General features: G+C 36.8%; 15 protein-coding genes, 1 tRNA gene and 1 pseudogene. 9 read left to right on the forward strand and 8 right to left on the reverse strand.

Annotated elements, in window-relative coordinates:
- Nucleotides 1–69 precede the first annotated feature (69 nt).
- Both F6K18_RS01255 and F6K18_RS01260 read left to right on the forward strand, forming a co-directional pair.
- A complete protein-coding gene (locus tag F6K18_RS01255) occupies nt 70–2,271 on the forward strand; it encodes a response regulator (protein ID WP_287517876.1) in 2,202 nt (733 codons plus the stop codon).
- A 59-nt stretch (nt 2,272–2,330) separates the two neighbouring features.
- Nucleotides 2,331–3,509: an aminotransferase class V-fold PLP-dependent enzyme gene (locus F6K18_RS01260; RefSeq protein WP_287517879.1), complete on the forward strand. Its 1,179-nt coding sequence runs from the start codon at nt 2,331–2,333 to the stop codon at nt 3,507–3,509.
- A 145-nt stretch (nt 3,510–3,654) separates the two neighbouring features.
- Here F6K18_RS01260 and F6K18_RS01265 read toward each other — a convergent pair.
- Nucleotides 3,655–4,630 (reverse strand): annotated as a pseudogene (locus tag F6K18_RS01265) (IS5 family transposase).
- 447 nt (nt 4,631–5,077) lie between these two features.
- Here F6K18_RS01265 and F6K18_RS01270 point away from each other — a divergent pair.
- Nucleotides 5,078–5,524, forward strand: a complete 447-nt coding sequence (locus tag F6K18_RS01270) for a hypothetical protein (protein ID WP_287517881.1) — start codon at nt 5,078–5,080, stop codon at nt 5,522–5,524.
- A 520-nt stretch (nt 5,525–6,044) separates the two neighbouring features.
- On the opposite strand, the gene F6K18_RS01275 is transcribed toward F6K18_RS01270, so the two are convergent.
- Nucleotides 6,045–6,109: transfer RNA gene (locus F6K18_RS01275), tRNA-Met, on the reverse strand.
- 361 nt (nt 6,110–6,470) lie between these two features.
- Entirely contained in the window at nt 6,471–6,830 is a 360-nt protein-coding gene (locus F6K18_RS01280) for a hypothetical protein (RefSeq protein ID WP_287517883.1), read from the reverse strand.
- Nucleotides 6,831–6,973: 143 nt separating this feature from the next.
- Between F6K18_RS01280 and F6K18_RS01285 the strand changes: the two genes are divergently transcribed.
- The 3 genes from F6K18_RS01285 (at nt 6,974) to F6K18_RS01295 (ending at nt 9,556) form a co-directional block, all read left to right on the forward strand.
- Nucleotides 6,974–7,255 (forward strand): hypothetical protein, encoded by a 282-nt coding sequence (locus tag F6K18_RS01285; RefSeq protein WP_287517885.1) that lies wholly within the window; start codon nt 6,974–6,976, stop codon nt 7,253–7,255.
- Between the two features lie 251 nt (nt 7,256–7,506).
- Nucleotides 7,507–8,784, forward strand: a complete 1,278-nt coding sequence (gene serS, locus F6K18_RS01290; RefSeq protein ID WP_287517886.1) for a serine--tRNA ligase — start codon at nt 7,507–7,509, stop codon at nt 8,782–8,784.
- Between the two features lie 247 nt (nt 8,785–9,031).
- A complete protein-coding gene (locus tag F6K18_RS01295; protein WP_287517889.1) occupies nt 9,032–9,556 on the forward strand; it encodes a hypothetical protein in 525 nt (174 codons plus the stop codon).
- 1 nt (nt 9,557) lies between these two features.
- On the opposite strand, the gene F6K18_RS01300 is transcribed toward F6K18_RS01295, so the two are convergent.
- Complete coding sequence (locus tag F6K18_RS01300; RefSeq protein WP_287517891.1) at nt 9,558–10,169, reverse strand: Uma2 family endonuclease; 612 nt, start codon at nt 10,167–10,169, stop codon at nt 9,558–9,560.
- 426 nt (nt 10,170–10,595) lie between these two features.
- On the opposite strand from F6K18_RS01300, the gene F6K18_RS01305 reads away from it, so the two are divergent.
- Together F6K18_RS01305 and F6K18_RS01310 are read left to right on the forward strand one after the other, a co-directional pair.
- Nucleotides 10,596–11,258: a VWA domain-containing protein gene (locus F6K18_RS01305; RefSeq protein ID WP_287517894.1), complete on the forward strand. Its 663-nt coding sequence runs from the start codon at nt 10,596–10,598 to the stop codon at nt 11,256–11,258.
- Between the two features lie 393 nt (nt 11,259–11,651).
- Nucleotides 11,652–12,419: a PP2C family serine/threonine-protein phosphatase gene (locus F6K18_RS01310; protein ID WP_287517896.1), complete on the forward strand. Its 768-nt coding sequence runs from the start codon at nt 11,652–11,654 to the stop codon at nt 12,417–12,419.
- 463 nt (nt 12,420–12,882) lie between these two features.
- Here the strand turns inward: F6K18_RS01310 and lptB are convergent, their stop codons facing one another.
- The 3 genes from lptB to F6K18_RS01325 all read right to left on the reverse strand — a co-directional run bounded on the left by lptB (nt 12,883) and on the right by F6K18_RS01325 (nt 16,493).
- Nucleotides 12,883–13,611, reverse strand: coding sequence for an LPS export ABC transporter ATP-binding protein (gene lptB / locus F6K18_RS01315; protein WP_124145171.1), 729 nt, complete (start codon nt 13,609–13,611; stop codon nt 12,883–12,885).
- A 515-nt stretch (nt 13,612–14,126) separates the two neighbouring features.
- The gene (locus F6K18_RS01320) at nt 14,127–14,642 is read right to left on the reverse strand and encodes an LptA/OstA family protein (RefSeq protein WP_287517899.1); all 516 of its coding nucleotides are present in this window, start codon (nt 14,640–14,642) and stop codon (nt 14,127–14,129) included.
- 93 nt (nt 14,643–14,735) lie between these two features.
- Nucleotides 14,736–16,493 carry a mechanosensitive ion channel family protein gene (locus F6K18_RS01325; RefSeq protein ID WP_287517900.1) on the reverse strand — a complete coding sequence of 586 codons (1,758 nt, stop codon included), beginning with the start codon at nt 16,491–16,493 and terminating at the stop codon, nt 14,736–14,738.
- A gap of 953 nt (nt 16,494–17,446) precedes the next feature.
- Here F6K18_RS01325 and F6K18_RS01330 point away from each other — a divergent pair.
- Nucleotides 17,447–18,742, forward strand: coding sequence for a glutamate-5-semialdehyde dehydrogenase (locus tag F6K18_RS01330; protein ID WP_287517902.1), 1,296 nt, complete (start codon nt 17,447–17,449; stop codon nt 18,740–18,742).
- A 530-nt stretch (nt 18,743–19,272) separates the two neighbouring features.
- Here F6K18_RS01330 and F6K18_RS01335 read toward each other — a convergent pair.
- Complete coding sequence (locus F6K18_RS01335) at nt 19,273–19,935, reverse strand: glutathione S-transferase family protein (protein ID WP_287517904.1); 663 nt, start codon at nt 19,933–19,935, stop codon at nt 19,273–19,275.
- Nucleotides 19,936–20,342 lie beyond the last annotated feature (407 nt).

Consider the following 20,342-nt stretch of genomic DNA (forward strand, 5'->3'; position numbering starts at 1 on the left):
AAGACCAAACATTTCTGATTATTCCACAGTGAAATATAGACAAAATTCACTGCAACAATAACTATAAAAATGTCAAAAAAGCTACGCCAGCCATCTCCAACTAATCGCCTGACGGTACTTTATATTGCCGGGCTCAGCGTAATAGCCGGATTATTTATATTTGAACAATTTTTAGTAGAAAGATCCCTAAAATATCAGTTTACCAGTTCTCGGGTAATTAACATCGCAGGTCGTCAACGAATGCTGAGTCAAAAACTTAGCAAAGCAGCATTAGCTATCCAGTCTAGCTCCAACTCAAAAGTCAGAAAACAACGTCAACAGGAACTCGAAAATGTTGTCCAGTTGTTCCAAACCTCCCATGAGGGACTACAAAAAGGTGATTCAGACTTAGGATTACCCAGTAATAAAAATAGTCCTACGGTAAAACAAATGTTTGCGGAGATGGACGAATATTATCAAGCAATAGTTAAGGCCGCTCAGGGTTTGCTAGTAATCATTAACTCACAGTCACCACAAGCAAATACTAGCCCTTTTGTAGAAACCATTCTCAAAAATGAGGCCCTTTTTCTTCCACGGATGAATCAAATTGTCTTCCAATATGATGCCGAAGCTCGACAAAAGGTTCAGCAAACTAGACGAATCGAAAATTTATTATTAACAGTTGCGATATTACTACTAATATCAGAGGGAGTATTTGTATTTAGACCTGCAGTCAACAAACTTCAAGTTTATCTGGAAGAAAAAGTCAAAACTCAGGAACAAACGACCAAAATAGCAGCAGAATTAGAACAAAAAAATCAGGAATTAAATGCGGCCTTAAAGGAAGCTCAATCTATAGCCAAGCTGAAATCAGAATTTATGGCCAACATGAGTCACGAAATACGTACCCCAATGAATGGAGTAATTGGGATAACTGGTTTGCTACTAGATACTAATCTCAATCCCCAACAACGAAACTTTGTGGAAATTATTCGCAGTAGTGGAGATAACTTGTTAATCATTATTAATGATATTCTCGACTTCTCAAAAATAAATGCCGATAAGTTAGAGTTAAAAAGCCAAGCTTTTGACCTCCAAGAATGTGTAGAATCTTGTCTAGATCTGCTAGTGTCTCAAGCTACAGATAAAGCATTACACTTAGCCTACATTATAGACGATCATACTCCCTGCAGAATTATGGGTGATGTGACTCGGCTGCGTCAAATTCTGGTCAATTTAGTCAGTAATGCTGTTAAATTTACTCATTCTGGAGAAGTAGTAATAAATGTTACTGCTGAAGAAGTTAACTCAGACAATTCTCAATCTCCCACCCACCAAATCCATTTTGCTGTCAGAGATACTGGTATTGGTATTCCACCAGGAGGTTTAAAGCGACTTTTTCAGCCTTTTTCTCAACTAGATTCTTCAACTACTCGTAAATATGGGGGTACAGGTTTAGGCTTAGTTATCAGTAAGAAACTGTGTGAAATGATGGGCGGACAAATGTGGGCAGAAAGCGGGGGTAATGTCGCTGGAAATCCCTTGGTAAATCAAAATAATTTAGCTTCTGCAAATTCTTTTGCTGTAGGTTCAACGTTTCACTTCACAATCTTAGCTCAAAGTGCTCCCAGTATTCCTAAAGTTTATCAAAACCCTCAGCCTCAACTTAATGGTAAACGAATATTAGTAGTTGATAATAATCCTACTAATCGACTGATTCTAAAAATACAAAATAAAAAATGGGATATCATATCTACAGAAGTAGATAGTGCTGCAAAAGCTTTAGAGTTGCTGAAGAAAGGTAAAAAGTTCGATCTAGCTATTTTAGATATGCAAATGCCGGAAATGGATGGTCTAACTTTAGCTGCTGAAATTCGTAAGCTTCCTCGACTAAAAACACTGCCAATAGTGATGTTAACTTCTATAGGTTGTCCTAAAGGTGATAAAAGCAATTTACAAGCTTGTCTAAATAAGCCGATTAAGCCAGATCAGTTATATAAAGTACTGATGCAGATTTTTACTAATCAGGTAGTCAATATGAAAAATCAAGCTGATATCAAGATTGATGGCAATCTGGCGACACGCCTACCTTTAAGAATTTTACTAGCTGAAGATAATGTAGTTAATCAAAAAGTTGCATTGTCAATGTTAGCACGAATGGGTTATCGTCCTGATGTGGTTAGTGATGGATTAGAAACTTTGATAGCTTTAGAAAAAGTACCCTATGATTTGGTGTTGATGGATGTGCAAATGCCAGAAATGGATGGTTTGGAAGCAACAAAACATATTTAAATAAAAATTTATGGTATAATCCCAAAGCACTAAATGATTAGATAATCTGCAATATTTATATGAATCATCATCCCTCTCAATTATCAAATTATCAACAAAATTTTCCGGCTTTAGCTAATAAAATTTATTTTAATTATGGTGGGCAAGGACCAATGCCTGAAGCATCTTTACAGGCAATTTATCAGTCTTATCAAGAAATACAAAATATCGGACCTTTTTCTGGAAAAGCCGGAATTTGGGTAGAAAAACAAGTAGCTTCAGTCCGGGGTGCAATCGCTGCTGAGTTAGGAGTTTCTCTAGATACTATTACTCTGACAGAAGATGTTACTGTAGGTTGTAATATTCCACTTTGGGGGATTGATTGGCAAGCAGGCGATCATATATTACTTTCTGACTGCGAACATCCAGGAGTTATTGCTACAATTGAGGAGATTCAAAGACGTTTTAATATAGAGGTTTCTACTTGCCCGATTATGGCAACTTTAAATGAAGGAGACCCTATAGAAGTTATTGCTAATAATTTACGGCCAAACACTAAATTATTAGTAATTAGCCATATATTGTGGAATACAGGTCAGGTTTTGCCATTAACTGAAATTGTTAAAATGTGTCACAGTTTCTCTCATTCTCCAGTGAAAGTATTAGTTGATGCTGCTCAATCTGTAGGTGTTTTACCTTTAAATTTAGCCGAAACAGAAGTTGATTTTTATGCTTTTACTGGTCATAAATGGTGGTGTGGACCAGGAGGTTTAGGAGGACTTTATGTAAGTGTTGAAGCGAGGAAAAATTTAAGGCCTACTTTTATTGGATGGCGGGGTATTATTAAAGATAAAAGTGGTAAACCGATTGCTTGGCAACCTGATGGTAGACGTTATGAAATTGCGACTTCTGCTTATCCTTTAGCTCCGGCTTTAAAGGAGGCGATCGCTCTACATAATCAGTGGGGAACTGCTGAAGAAAGATATGAAAAAATTAAAGAATTCAGTGCATATTTATGGGTAAAATTACAGAAAATTCCTGATATTAATTGTTTGCTAACTGCACCTCCAGAAGCAGGATTAGTTTCTTTTCAGTTAACTAATGGTAAGTCTCATCAGCAGTTAGTTGAATATCTAGAAAAGCAGGAAATTATGGTACGAACTATTCTCGATCCAGATTGTGTAAGAGCTTGTGTTCATTATTTTACTCAAGAAGCAGAAATTGATAAATTAGTTGCAGAAATTAAAGCTTTTGGGTAACAGCGAACCGAGGAGAAAGTAGGGAAGTTCTATGGAACCTCCCTAGAGCAAGATTTTATAGAACCCATTTGAGATCTATCTATATTATATTTAGGCTTTGTTGCATGAAAGTGGCGATCGTGATAACTCCCCTGAGTTGAGTTAACTAGATTTCAACTTTGTAGCTTTTGGGTTTACCTATTTGAATCATTCGATTAAGCATGGCACATTGTATAAACAACTCCACGGCTTGATTGTCGAATTTTCGTCGTCGCAACTTCCCTCCAAATATCACTTTGAGCCTAAACATTGTGGTTTCTGATAGGGAGCGTCGATGGTAGCCACTTTCACGCTTCCATTTTTTTCGTCCCACTTGCCTAATGCGTCTCAAGTTTTCATCTCTAGGATGGGGAGTTCCTCTACAGTTGCCATGTTGCCAAATCACCGCATCTTTTCGTGGTGGAATCGTCGTTTTCGCCCCCAACTGACTCGCTTTTTCATAACACTTGCACTTATCATAAGCTCCATCACCTGATACTTGGTTAATCTCCCCTTCTACTCCATCTAATAGGTCACCAAATACTTGGTCGTCACTTACATCATTAGTTGTGGCAACTGCTGTGACAATCTCTCCTGTGGCTTCATTGACACCTAAATGTAATTTACGCCATGTCCTACGCTTACCTACACCGTGAATCCTGGTTTTCCATTCCCCTTCACCATATACTTTAACCCCCGTAGAATCTACTACTAAGTGCATCCCCTCACGGGTTGGCATTACTGGTATCACAATCTTTAATTTCTTGACCCTACGGCATACTGTGCTATGGTCTGGTACAGATAAATCTAGTCCCATTAAGTCAAATATAGATTCTACAAACCCCTCTGTTTGTCCCATACGCTAGTCCAAACAAACTACTGAAAGTTACCATTAGTTCAATAGCTACATCGCTATAAGTATTAGATGCTCCCCTACGTCCAGTCCTCTGTTGGTTTACCCACTGCTCTATCACTTCGTCATTTAGCCAAAATGTCAAACTCCCTCTGTGTTTTAAGGAATCATCATACTCTGACCAGTTGCTGAGATGGTACTTAGACTTAGACTTAGATTTGGACTTAGACTTGGACTTGGATTTACTCATATCTACGTTTAGTGTAGGTTTGTTGTACCATGCACTGTTATTTTTACCCTATTTACTCTCTTTGTGCAACAAAGCCTTATATTTATATAGTTAAAGATGGGGAGATGGGGGGATGGGAGCATTTTTCTACCTGCTTGGTGCGTGTTCCCTCACAGGAGTCAGCATTCCCTTGCGTCATATCCCGCGACGACGCTAGTCGCATCTAGTAGCGCACCAAGAGAAAAGAATGATTTGCGACCTGAAAAATGGTATTGAAACAATTCCCATACGACTCGGTCCTCCTGACTTCTCCTCCCAGGAGGGGTTAGGGGTGGGTTGACTCCTAAGAAAGATCCTAGCTATTTGTAGCAAATATTTATTAATTTGGTATTACTTATATAACACAAACACCTTTAACTTAATATATAATATAAAGTCAAATTGACTTCTGGTTATAGGTGAGACACTATGAGATTTATATTAGGGATCGTTGCTGTTTTAATAATTTGGGTAATGCCAGCAAAAGCACAGATATCAAATACTCAAGTTCAGGCATTAGTTGAAGCACTCCGACTAGCGGCACCGCAAACAGGAACAGAAAATGATGGATTGTATAGCGACTGGCAAATTAAGCCAGATAATATTCCCAGGTGGTCGAGACTTTGCACTGGAGAGGAAATGACTGTAAAAGAGTTTGAAGCAAATACAACAAAAGCAAGGGAAATTTTGGGATGCGTAATGGAAGATATTTTGAAAGAGCAGTATGCTGCTAGTGGTAATGATGAGTCATTAGCAGTGCGTCGAGCAGCAGCATGGTGGATGACAGGAGATCCAAATCAATATAATCAAGGTGAGATTGGTAGCTATACTGATAAGGTTTTAGGTTTCTATAGAACCCATTTGAGATCTATTTAAAAAGAGATGGGGAGGTGGGGAGTATTTTTCAACCTGCTTGGTGCGCGTTCCCTCACAGGAGTCAGCATTCCCATGGCGAGGAAATCCGAAGAGTGCAGATCCGCTCTGCTTTTCATGTGGGCGTTAGCTTTAGCTCCTCTGTAAGAGGCTAGCCGTTAACGTAGTTATGCGCCAGCAAAACGCCGGGGTCTGACTGCTTGCGCCGTGGGACGGCGCGGGGTTGCATCCGCTTTTTCCCATATTCCTTCCCTCCATCTCCTAACTTCTGAGCAAAAATTTAATTGCGGACAAAGATACCAAATGGGTTCTATAAACTGCTAACAAAATTTTCAAATGATGTTGGCGCGGAGACTAGGATTTAAAGCTAGATCGTCGGTATTGGAGGCCAAAATATTATCGTTACACCATCTCCACTCATAAAAGTTTTCATGTACAACAACTAATCAGCTCCAGCAAACAACTAAATAAAAATTAAAAAGCCGATAGCCAATAGCTAACTGCTAGTTGCTATAGTTGCAGTGGCAGGATTTGCACCTGCATCAACCAGGTTATGAGCCTGGCGCTTTACTGTTGCTTACTAAAGCTGAAAAACATGGACTATCCAAGACTTATATCTACAAAATGTCTATGTTTTTACGCCATTAATCTATGTTATTATTACATCTGTCTGCTAAGATCAGAGGATTTTAGCAACAATTATGGAGTGTTTGGCACTCGACTTTTCGTGTTTGACGAAAACCCGCCTAGGGAATCCTAAACTCAATGCGTTTGAGCGGAACATTAACCTTCGCATGCCAGTAGACTTATGGACAGGTGATCAGGAATTTCGCTCTTCATCGGTGATGTTGAGCGTGTCTAGGATTGTCTAGATTTTTAGAAGGTAAGAAGTTTAGGAGTAACTTTTTTACTTACTTCCTAAACCTTTTGGGACAACTATAGCGATCGCTCAATTAGTACAATTGGCCTTTTTAAGCATTAGCCATAACCTTCTAAGAGCAAGGCTAATTACTTTAAAAGGAATTAGAGTTTTGAAGCCTTTAGCTTTTTCTGTGTTTATAGCCTCCAGTAAATCTACATTTACACCCGATTCAGCAGCCAAAAGAAAACTTTTTTTAGCTTGAATTGCACCAATTTTAATTGCCTTAATTTGCAGAAGTGCAGGAATATTAGGAGTTTCAGCCATGGACTTCTCAATAAGCGCTATCGCCTCAATCTGCCTATCAAAATATTTAGTAATAGCTTGGACTTTGCTTAGACTTTCATCACTAGAATATTTAGCCAGCAACTCATCATATTTAGTCCCCAATTCCCTACCAACTAGAGTGGTCAGGCGATGCCGAGGATAAACAATACATTGCCGACACCATAGTAATAACTGACTCCTAGCTTCAGAACTACCAGAATTTCTAAAATATTGAACATCTCCAGATTGTTACTGGTCTTTAATAAATGACTCCAGAAACTATTGTGACGGTCGGCATGGTTACTACTATTTTTTCTGTGATAGGTTGTAGCTGGATTGTTTTTCGGTATATCGGTCGGATTGAAAATCAAATTAGAAAAAATGCTGTTGATATTAATAATTTAGGCAATTCAGTTCGACGTAAGAATAAAAATCTTCTCCGACACATGAATAGTCACTGCACTTATATTGGAGACATAGAGAGCTTTTTAGAAGAATATTTAAACTATCGACCTCACACCAAAATTTATGTTGCCGATGAAGATTGATAAAACTTTCAGAAAATTGCAATGTCCAGCGTGCGGAAGCACTAATATCAGAAAAGGACATCACGAATACTGGTGTCAAGATTGTGGTCATCACTGCCTACGGACAAAAACAGTGGGGATTCGCTTTGACAGATTAATTATAGATATTATGACTTTTGACTTTTGATTTTCAAATTTTGACTTTTTGAACAATAGTTGAGCTAAAGTAATATTCTGTTAAGTGGGATAAATTAAGGGCCTAGGGAGAAATTGTGTTAGATATTAGACAAATTCGGGAAAATCTGCAAACTGTACAAGAATTACTCAACCGTCGTGGAGACTACGACTTACAGCCAATTCTAGAATTGGATCAGCAACAACGAGAACTGGAAACAGAGCGATCGCAACTCCAAGCTCGCAGTAATCAGATCGGTAAACAGGTAGGAGAAAAAATTAAATCAGGCAGTGACCCCAAGGGTGCCGAAGTTCAAGCTTTCAAAGATGAGGGAAATCAAATCAAAACCCAACTCAGCGAACTAGAGCCCAGGGAAAAAGAGATAAAGGCCAAAATAGAAGCCTTGCTCTTACCTCTTCCTAATTTGCCTAGTGAGTCTACACCTTTAGGAAAAAGTGAAGCAGAAAACATCGAAGTCAAACGTTGGGGGGATGAATATATTCCCCAAAATCCAAAAATTATTCCCCACTATGAAATTGGGGAAAAACTAGGTATTCTCGACTTTGAACGAGGGGTAAAAATTGCTCAAAGTCGCTTTGTGGCATTAATGGGAGCAGGAGCAGTATTAGAGCGTGCCATCATTCAATTTATGCTCAACCGCCATATTCAAGCTGGCTATGTTGAAGTTATGGCCCCATTATTGGTAAATAGTCAGTCTTTGACAGCTACAGGTCAACTGCCAAAATTTGCTGAGGATAGTTTTAAGTGTGAAGCAGACGATCTATGGTTAATACCTACCTCGGAAGTTTCAACGATGAATTTGTATCGGGATGAAATTTTGACTGCGGAACAACTACCTATTTATCATTGTGCTTATACTCCTTGTTTTCGTCGAGAAGCTGGTGCTTATGGCAAAGATACAAGGGGGTTAATCCGACTCCATCAATTTAATAAGGTCGAAATGGTAAAAATTGTGCATCCTGATCGCTCTGAAGAAGAACATCAAAAATTGGTGGCAGATGCAGAAGCTATTTTACAAGCACTAAAATTACCTTATCGAATTATAGAATTGTGTACTGGAGACTTAGGTTTTTCTGCGGCTAAGTGTTATGACTTGGAGGTGTGGTTACCATCATCAGGAACATATCGAGAAATTTCTAGTTGTTCTAATGTGAAAGATTTTCAGGCACGTCGGGCAAATATTCGGTTTAAGGAAGGAAAGAAAAAAGGTACTCAGCATGTTCACGCTCTGAATGGATCTGGTTTAGCAGTGGGAAGAACTATGGCGGCTATTTTGGAAAATTATCAGCAGGTTGATGGTAGTGTGAAAATACCGGAAGTCTTGCAAGCTTTTATGGGAGGTGAATTTTTGTAATTGCGATTAAGTAGGGAGTGTTGATACGCCCCCTACTTTTGATACTCTCACAGTTAAATCAAAGATTATTGCCAGAGGACTATCGCCATATTTTTTACCGAAAATTATATGTGTCTAAAGTTAGCCAACTTTATTGACATAATGTAATCAAAGTAACAGAATTTATTTAATTGATGACTACCTTTATATGTAGTAAAGTTCAAATTATATTTGAATATAGAATAAAAACTATAGTGCTATAGTAAAAATGACTATTATTGGAACTAGAGAAGCAGCTTTTTTATTGGGTATCTGTTGCCAACGAGTTAGGGTTTTACTTTCTCAAAACAGAATTAAAGGCGCTTACAAACATAATGGATTTTGGCGAATTCCTCTTTATGGGAAGATGCCTATTGTGATACCAGGTTCTAGAGGACCTAAAGGTGTATGGTGTCATAAAAAGCGAGAGAAGCCGACGATCATTCATGTCAATCAACATATCATCAAAGCAAATATCGACATCATTAAAGAAAATCCTCAAGTGTCTATTGAGGAATTGATACCTGTAGTCTCTTTGAAGCAAACAAATCACAATGATATGGGGCATCAAATGGAAATTCATGGTCCGTGTCGTATAGTTTATAAACCATTAGAACCATTGCGCTGTGGAGCTCATTTGTGGATTGAGACATACCATCCGGTGCAATTTGTGGATACTCAGTTTAAACCTGTGGCTGCTAGGCAAGCTTACAAAAATATCAAAGGTAAATTACAAAAAAACGCTGTTTCTTAAGTCAATTTTTTTCAGCGGTTAATACTTGTTCTGCTGTTAAAGATAATTCTGGAAATGTGGGTGATGTAATCTGTTCAGCACCTCTAAATTGAGTTTGTCTATACTTAGCATTTTTATCCAGATAAAAAACAAAGACAGTCGGAACTTTGGGATTTCCTAAATATGCTCTTGAGGCAATAGCTAAATAATCTACAATCCAGTATTCAGTAATTCCTAAACGTTGATATTCATCTAATTTGTCTACATAGTCATCTTCCCAGTTTGTAGAAGTAACTTCTACTGCTAATTGAATGGGCATTTGTAAGGCATTATAATCAGAACGATTGGAACGCCAAATAGTTCGATAAATTACACTAACATCAGGATTTATTCCTTGTTCTACGCCGTCTTTTCTTAATTTTTTGATGACTACTGTATTAGTGACAACCAAATTCAGATTAAGTCTTCTAATTTCATCATTAAAAGAGAATAAAAGGAAGTTAGCTACATCATCATGGTTTCGGGTTGCTCTCACTTCTACAATTTCTCCATTCACAAATTCGTAAATACCTTTTTCAGGACATTTTTCTGAGAAGTTATCAAAAGTTAGTTTTTGTGTTTGTGCTGTGGTCATAATTTAATTTTCAAACAATAATAAGGTATAAATATTTGCTTTATATTCTTCAATTTTCTCGACCCTGTTTCCAAACTCTTTTTTAATTCTCTGCCGAAGTACAGGGGAAATAGCTGCAAACTTGGGAATATTAATAATCAAGCTTCTTCCAACTTCCCTTCTTCCCTTTTCCTTCTGCTATATTCTATCTTTAGAGCTTAGAAATAGAGATGAGGAAAAACTTTGATTAATCTAGCTCTCAACCCAAGATTATCTCCCCATTTTAGATATTGTATTAGTCAGAAAATGCCTTATGGTGTACTATGTCATCTGAATGTTAGTTGTATTTAATCCAAAGTTACTAGAAATATAGTTAGTTCTAGAATCAGAGATAAAGAAAACAAATATAAAAAATATAAATTGTTAATATAAGGCCAAAAAACTACTATGAGACTTGATGAAGCAGTAGAATTTGCAGAAAACCCTGAACCCCGCTGTCCTTGTGTCCTACTATTGGATACCTCAGCATCAATGACAGGCAAAGCTATTCAAGCTTTGAATGAGGGGTTAGAAACTTTTAGAAATAATTTAATTACCGATGACTTAGCTAAAAAACGAGTAGAGGTGGCAATTATTTCTTTTGACAACCAAATAAAAATTTTGCAAGAGTTTATCACTGCAGACCAATTTGAAAACCCGGTATTAACAGCCCAAGGACAAACTTACATGGGTACAGCTATTAACAAAGCGCTGGATATGATTGCAGCTCGGAAGTTAGAATATCGGAATAATGGCATAACTTACTATCGACCTTGGATTTTTTTGATTACTGATGGCGAACCTCAAGGTGAATCAGAAAAAGTTGTTAAGGAAGCAACAGAGCGCATTAGAGAAGAAGAAGATAACAAGCACGTTGCCTTTTTTGCAGTGGGTGTAGAAGGGGCAAATATGGATAAGCTTGGAGAAATTGCGCTCAGAACACCGCTAAAACTGAGAGGACTTGACTTTCGGGAAATGTTTATTTGGTTATCTGCCAGTATGCAGCAGGTTTCCCACTCTAAAGTTGACGAACAAGTGGCCTTGCCTCCTCCTGGATGGGGAACAGTTTAAAGAAGCACCTCAGCGGTCAGCTTTCAGCTTTCAGCTTTCAGCAGTCAGCAGATTTTTTTTGACACACCCCCGTTTGCAGATAATTCCGGAACCGAAAGGAGATTTCGACTCCTCCTCAACCATCTGGATGATAAGAACCCGGGGATTTTTACCGAAAAATTGTGCTCTAAAGTCTCCCCTTTTAAGAGGATAAAAAAAAGAGCATATTCCTGATGTCAAGCCTCGTTATTGCAGAGGTACTGATAACTGATAACTGATAACTGAAATAACTCAGAGCGATAAAAGCTGATAGCTCGTTAATTATAGAAGAAGGTGTTATAGCAATTAGTACCTAAAGCAGAACACCTAATATCTTGCACAAATGAAATAAGGAAAGTTACCAAAAGTTAGGTTATGTCAACAGAAGAACAAGGTCATTGGCGAGTGGTATCGGTGTCAGTGGCAGGTACGAGTCACAAAAAACGTGGACAACCATGTCAGGATGCAAATCATTGGGAGATTTTACCGGAAGATATTTTAGTTGCAGCAGTTGCTGATGGTGCTGGTTCATCCAATTTTGGGGAGGTAGGAGCAAAAATCGCTGTCAGTGCTGCAGTAGAAACTATTTCTAAACAAAAATTGCTGTCTAAAGATAATAATGTTGATTGGCAGTATAAATTAATTGATGCTTTGAGAGCCGCGAGAACAGCAGTTTTGGCTGAGTCTCAAGTGAGGAAGGTTGAGGCACGGGAGTTTGCTGCAACTTTAATTTTGGTGGTGGCGACACCAGAGTTTGCTATTGCTGCTCAGGTGGGAGATGGTGCGGCTGTGGTGGGAGATGGTGAAGAAAATATCTTTCCGCTGACTGCTCCTCAAAGTGGAGAATATATTAATGAGACAACTTTTTTGATTTCAGAGCAAGGTGTGGAAGCTGCTCAAATCAATATTTGGCAAGGAAAGCCTGCTCATTTAGCAATTTTTTCCGATGGGTTACAAATGCTGGCTTTGAAGATGCCAAGGGGGTTGCCTCATTGTCCGTTTTTTGCACCATTGTTTAAGTTTATGACTGTGGTGACAGATGAACAAGAGGCGACTAAACAATTGGAGGAATTTTTGCGATCGCCTAAAGTTACAGGTAGAACTGATGATGATTTAACTTTGTTGTTGGCACAGTTTCATTAATGGATAATGGATAATGGATAATGGATAATTGATAATGGATAATGGATAATGGATAATTGATAATTAGAGTTTGCGTATGGAAAGTCTTTTGGTAGGGGTAGGAGACAGGAGGAACGGGGAATGAGCGAGGAGGTAGGAGTAAGAATTGTAAGAATGATTTTTCTGCCCAACTATGCGCCTAAAATACGCTCCTTTTTGAGCGTTTTAGACTGAAAACCAGGCATTTTTTTCGTCCCCAAAAAGACTAAAGTCTTTATATGTCAATGTTTTTAGATTTAATCTGCAAGCCCTAATTACCTCTGGTTAAAACCGTTACGGAATTGAATATAGCAATGTGCGCTAGCAGATTTACAAATTACAGGAACTGTCTAATAGCTAAAAGTCTTATATTATCAGCAATTTATTCCTCCTGTTGCCTGTTGCCTGTTGCCTGTTGCCTGTTGCCTGCGCACAGCGCCATAATTCAAAACTTAAATTTATCACCCAAATAATACTGACGTACTAAAGGATTATTATAAAGTTCTTCTGCTGTTCCAGATGCCAATATTTGTCCATCGCGCATAATATAGGCTCGATCAGTAATTTCTAGAGTTTCTCTAACATTATGGTCGGTAATCAGGATGCCCATTTTTCGTTCTCTTAATTTGGCAACAATCTTTTGAATTTCAGAAACGGCAATTGGGTCTACTCCTGCAAATGGTTCATCTAAAAACAAAAATCTTAGTCCATCTTTGCTAGAGGCCAAGGCTCTTGCTAGTTCTGTTCGCCTCCGTTCTCCACCGGAAACTTGGGAACCTAAAGTAGAAGCAACTTTTTCTAAGCGAAACTCATACAATAGAGAATCTAAGAACTTTTTCCACTGGCGACGAGGAATTTTTGTTTGTTCCAAGACCAGGAGAATATTATCTCTAACACTGAGGTTGCGAAAAATACTTGGTTCCTGGGCCAGATAGCCAATACCCAGTTTTGCTCTCTTGTGAATTGGTAGAGTTGTGATATCTAACTCATTTAAAAAGACAGTGCCAAGGGAGGGTTTTTCTATACCTGTAGCGATATAGAATGTAGTGGTTTTACCTGCGCCATTAGGACCGAGTAGGCCAACAATTTCTCCTTGGGCAATGAATAGATTAACTCGGCTAACTATGGCACGTTTACCATAGTTTTTATGAATATTCTCAAGAACAATTTTCATATTTGGGTTAGAAGCCAGCTCTCAAAGATTAACTAAGGAATAAGAATTAAATAAAGTCCAGATTTTTTTTAAAGCACTCACACAATAGTGAGCTTAAGCAATTCAACTTATGTAGATAATAAAATCCTCATTCCTAAGCTTTAGAAACAACAAATATCTTACCAATTCCAGGCTGCTTCAATATACACAAAATATTGTTATTGTCAATCATATTATTACCTGTGCAAAATTCATTTAATACTTGGAGGTACGGAAAACCTTAACAGGAAAAAGAAAATATACCTGAATATTTTGTAGATATATAGCAGTCGCCATTACTGTATTTGACTTATGAAATAGCTACAAACTTGGGAATAAAACTTCTTACTTTTTCCTTCTGCTATACAAACAATTTTGTTTGGTAGTTTGCTGTGTAAAGATTTCTAGAGTTTTCGGGAACAGAGAACAGATACAAAAAATCAGGCACACCACATTAATTTGTAATATGCGATAATTTTTAATTATATATAATATAGTTATGGGCTTATTGGACTTTTAAAGGCGGGTTTTGGATTGAATGGAGCAGTAACATTGCTTCCCCCATCTGCATCTTCACCTGTAGGCACTAAATATACAGATTCTACTTGCCCTTGAGACTGAGGTAGAACAATAAAGCGTCCTTCATCTATGAGATAGGTAACTGTTTCTCCACGAATTGTATTACCATCCTGTAGGATAAATACATCTCCACTGAGGACAATTCGACGTTCTCTACTAAAGTATTGAGCTTGAGCTGCTGTGGCTTGAATTTGGCGAGCTGGATAGTTAATTTGGACATTACCACGAGCTGTAACAACTCCTGTTCGAGAGTCTGCTTCTTGAATGTCGGAGCGAACAGTCATGGTGCGCCCTGAGGAGTTTTGATTATTTGGGGGTGGGTTAGGATTAATTTGGGCAGATGTAGGATATGTTACGGCATTTACAGCCAAAGGTATGATTAGGGCAAGTCCTTTTAAGATCAGTAATTTTGATATTTTTTTGTTTAGTATCATTTTTAATTTGGTGAAAGTTGTCAAGGATTCTATTGTCTTGACTCTTGGGTAAAAGTTAGGTACTTGTACTATTTTACAGGAAACCGAAGGGACTTATCTATATTTTGAAGTTATTGTGGCATTAAAGGCAATCTTTTTCAACTCAAAAATTTGTTTCAACCTGTAGCAAAATTCACGGGCTACATTCCATTGTTCTCTTGGTATGCTTTTCATTCTAACCATAAGTTCTACTTCAGTTTTAGAAACACTATTTACACCTAAAATACTGGCAGAATCTAAAATTTTCTCTCCCCACTCTATATCATTTTTTAATTCATTAGCAACTTGTTTAACTAATTGTACTGCTTGGCTTAAATTAGAATCTAAATTAACTTTTATTCTTAAATCAATACTTGCCCAATCTTTCGTAAAATTATGAACTATAGAAATATTGCTATTAGGAATTGAACTTAAACGTCCTCCTACATCACGTAATTGTGTGACACTAAAACTCATATCTTCTACATAACCTATAGTATAATCTAGGTCAATCAAATCGCCAATTGCATACTGATCTTCTAGCAAAATTAAAATTCCACTGATGATATCTTTAACTAGATTATGACCACCCAAAGAAACTGTAAAACTAATAATACCTAAACCTAATAATACTATAGTTATAGAAAAATTGAAATTTTGAAATATCCCCAGCATACCAATACAACCTAATGTAAACATCACAATTCCTTTCAATGTATGAGAAAAAGTAATTGCTTGTGGTATTTTTCTATGACCATAACTTTGATTTTCTAATCTTTTAAAACTATTTATAGCAAACCAGTTGACCATCACCGGACTACCTTTAATTGCTAAATAAGTACCAATTATAATAGTGAACACTATGACATGAGAAACTAAAAAAATCTGTAGCCAACGACTATGAGGAAAATTACCTAAAATCCAAATAATACCACTTAACCATAAAATCAAGTGACTTACTTGCAGAAAACTTCTAAAAAAAGAATTTTTATCTTGCTGTTGTTCCCATCTTAACTGTTGTTTTTGCCCTAAAGCTAACTCTGTTTTTGCTGTAGTTAATTCTTGATAATTTCTAAATTCATCTATCTGTGGACGAGAGACTATTAAATTTTCTATAGATTTTTGGATTTTTTGGTACTTTCTGAAGCAGTATTTTTGCCAAATTGATATGAGAAAGCTCAACAGAATCAAAACTAATATTATTCCGAAAGAAATTAAAAGTCGCCTCAATAAATAGTCTGCTTGTCGTTCTCTCTGTGCTCTAATTAAGGCATCCTTCATAAAACCAATAATCTGATTAGTTAAATCTTCTCTAGATATGCCATGAATTTGAGCATCTAAATCTGTGATGGCAATCAGAAATTTATTTTTTAGTTCTTCTGCGTCTGAGGCAAATACTAAAGTCTGGTTTTCTCGGGTTTCAAGAGTTAATTTTAAAGTGTCAGCATCAAAGCAATCTTTAATTGTTTGTTTAAGATTATTTTCATACAGTCTAACTCTAATATTTAGGGGAGATGTATTGCTATTTCCTTGGATTTCTTGTCCTGCTACTGCGGCTACTTTGAAAATTTCTCTACTGTCGATTTTGATTGGTTTATAAACTATATTACTGATAGGTGTTAATGATGGAACTTGAGTAATATTTTCAATATTATTATTCTGTAATGTTTCTGAAGTCTGGCCTAATGCTAAGAAAGTTTGATTAGTTATCAGAATAAAGGTTAAGAGGCTAAAAATTATAACTGTGATGATTTTTGAGATTTTATAGCGATTAAAGAAGTTATTTTGCTTGATGAGTAGTTGTTTGAATGAAATAAATTTATAAATTTGCATAAGTCAATTCAGTTATAGTAATTTCATTTGAGTTGCGTAAAAAACCTGGTCGCTTTTAGGCAACAGGCAACAGGTAACAGGCAACAGGTAAGAAGGTTTGCTGGACTTTTTACTGTTAGTCAATAACCAATTCTTTTTGACATCTCATTTGAAAACGCTATATAAGTTATCATTTAGCCTCAGAAAGAGGAACTGCGTTATCAAAATAATTGGGTCGTGCAACCCCGCCTTTTAAGGCAAAATATTTTTGGATCCTTGCTCAAATCCTCGTTACAAAAATAACTTTTGACTTCTGAATTCTGACTTCGTTAACAGTACCTCCTGCAATAGGGAGACGAGAAGATGCAGAATTTTCTTTCTTTTTTATCCCCTTAAAATGGAAGGCTTGAGACCTGATTTTTTTGGTTATTGAAGATAAAATTAGTCTATTGATTGCTTTCTGGCTAAAAGGATAAACATCCGGACAGAAATTGTAATGTTTTAGCAATTAGTAAGTCGTATATCAGCCTATTACTAATGTAATGCTATGGGAAAAAGGCTTTTATTTACTGATATTGCTTGATTTTAAAGCCTGATCTGATAACATTTTTTGAATAAAATAATATAAAAATATGCCAAATAATATATACTTATTTTTTCCACAAATAGCTTTTAAATAATCAAAAAATATCTGAAATAGAAAATAATTAAGCATATTTTAGTTGAGATTAAATAGTTTTAACTGAGTGTGATTAATTTAGAGTATAGAGCAAAACATTAATTTTGATTGATGTGCCACACTTACATTAAATATCCTGTACTTTTATCCCCTCAATTTTTTTTTTGCTCAATAAAATTCATTTAAAACTTGAGATATAAATTTAAGAATTAATATCAATCACAAGATCATTAATAATTATTATACCAAAGCAGTATAATGAGAAAATAAGTCGTAAAAAAATACCAAAAAGACGATGATTATAGAAGTTTCTTTGACTGAAATAGCCAAAACAACCCGTCAAGCAGCACAAAAATCGGCAGGTTTATCCACAGAAGCAAAAAATCAAGCAATTGAAGCAGTCGCCCAAGCACTGGAAACCGCAGCACCAAAAATTCTAGCAGCAAATAAACTTGACTGTCAGATAGCTCAAACCAATGGCATTGCTAAACCTCTTTATAATCGATTGAAAATGGATGAGGCCAAACTTAACAGCGCGATCGCAGGTTTACGGAATGTTTCTATTTTGGCTGACCCAGTTGGTACGGTGCAAATACATCGAGAATTAGATGAAGGATTAATTCTCAAACGTATTACTTGTCCATTGGGAGTTATTGGTGTAGTTTTTGAAGCTCGTCCTGATGCTGTAATTCAAATTTCGGCTTTGGCAATTAAATCAGGAAATGGCGTCATTCTCAAAGGAGGTAAAGAAGCAACTAATTCATGTCAAGAGTTAGTTACAGCAATTCGCCAAGGACTGGCAACAACTTCTGTTAATCCTGATGCAGTACAGTTGTTAACTACGCGAGAAGAAACTCTGGAGTTACTGAAATTAGATAAATATGTCAATTTAATTATTCCCAGAGGTTCTAATTCTTTTGTGAAATTTGTGCAGGAAAATACTCAAATTCCTGTTTTGGGTCACGCTGAAGGAATATGTCATGTTTATGTAGATAAGTCAGCGGATATTCAAAAGGCAGTTGCAGTTACTGTGGATGCAAAAACTCAGTATCCTGCTGCTTGTAATGCAGTGGAAACTTTGTTAGTTCATACTGATATTGCTGACAAGTTTTTGACAGAGGTTTTCCCAATGATGGAAAAGCATCAGGTAGAGTTACGAGGTGATGCAGCTACTCGGAAGATTTTACCGTCGGTAAAGGTGGCGACAGAAGTAGACTGGGCAACAGAATACAGCGATTTAGTATTGTCAATTAAAGTAGTAGATAATTTAGAGTCAGCGATCGCTCACATCAATACTTATGGTTCTGGACATACAGATGCTATCGTAACTGAGGATAGACAAACTGCAGAGTTATTTCTTGCTCAAATAGATGCCGCAGGTGTATTCCATAACTGCTCGACTCGGTTTTCTGATGGCTTTCGTTATGGTTTTGGAGCTGAAGTAGGAATTAGTACACAGAAAATTCCACCAAGAGGTCCAGTAGGTTTAGAAGGGTTAGTAACTTATAAATATCAAGTTGTAGGTGATGGTCATGTTGCTGCTACTTATTCTGGCGATCGCCCTAAGGTATTTACTCACCGAGATTTGTAATATGGCAGAGATGGTGAATAGGGGAGTGGGGGAGTAGGGGAGATGGTCTGATTTAATATTAGAGTTGTCGCTAAATAGAGGGAAAAAATTACTCCAACCTAGACAGAGCAATAATTCTAAGCATTTTTTCCTAAATAGCTACAATCCTTACATACCATGGTTTTTGGGAGTTTTTTAAGTTATAAAGCGACAAGTCTATTGAAGTGTTGATAGAATTATAAACATATACTGTATAACCTGATTCTATATGATACCTAAAACCTACCACTTACCGAATGATTGAGGTTTAAAGCCTCTCCTTTAGAGGAGAAAAAAGAAAAAATTTTCACGCTCCCCGTCAATCTTCTTCTTTTGGCGTTGGTGATGCGTGGCTATGATTTTTTTAAATGGCGATCGCCTAAATACTAATTAAAAAGCATTTTATACTTTATAAATTTAGCTTTCATAGCTTGATTCACCAACGCCCTTCTTTTCAAGGAGAGGTAATTATTAATTATTAATTATTAATTATTAATTGTTGAACATCTTCTTCAATTTTGTTGCATTCGAGCTACCAGAATAGACCTGAAGTTTTCAAATGCTTCTGGTGTGGCCTCAGAAGCTTGCCATGTTGGACGTGCCATTAAGCGATCGCACCAAGCACTTACTTTAGGATATTCAACCAAGGAAATACCACCTCTTACTAAGAATAAGGGAACAATTGTTCCAGCAACAACATCAGCTAAAGTTAAATTGTCACTACCAAAATAAGAGCGATCGCCCAATAATTTCTCAAAAAATGTTAGTGCTGTAGCAATTTTCTGTTGCGCTTTCTCAACTTTTTCTAAATCCTCTCCTGGTAAATCAAATATTCTTGGTACTAATGCATCAATGGAAGGCAATAATTCATTAACACTAACCATTTGTACCATTCGCACAATTGTTAGGTCTTTGACATCTTGAGGCAACATAGTAGGAGTAGGGTACTTGGCTTCTAAATAGTCCAAAATTGCCAAAGATTCCACTACATTAAAGCCATCATCTACCAAAGCAGGAATGTGGTGGAAAGGGTTAATGGCCAAATAATCCGGTTGAAATTGTTCTCCATCACTCAGTTTAAGTTCTACCAGCTCAAACTCAAGTCCTTTTTCTAGCAATGTCACCCAGACGCGACGGGAATTAGGAGATATTGGGGTGTGATAAAGAGTCAACATCAGAAAACCTCACAGTTTGATGAATAGGATATGTTCTGCTAATATTAACATTTTGGAAGTAGGGAGTAGGGAGTAGGGAGTAGGGAGTAGGGAAGAGGGGATATAGATTAATATTGAACTGTACCTCACCATCTTAAAAAGTGCTGTAAAATTGTTGCGAGTGTACCTCATAAACCTGAAATACGCTGTAAGTAGTCAAGTAATACCGTTTCACGGAAGTCAAAAGTCAAAAGTTAAAAGTTAAAAGTAAGATTTTATCAGCTTAAAACTTTGACGCTACAGTAATTTCAGGGAATTATTTCACACAAAGAATAAGATAAGTAGTGTAGCCTAAGTTGATGAAATTGGTATAAAATTAATTGTATATTTAATTGTATATTTAATAGTCAGCCTAAATAAGTAGGAAA

The organism is Okeania sp. SIO2C2 (assembly GCF_010692625.1).
Classification (GTDB): Bacteria; Cyanobacteriota; Cyanobacteriia; order Cyanobacteriales; family Microcoleaceae; genus Okeania; species Okeania hirsuta.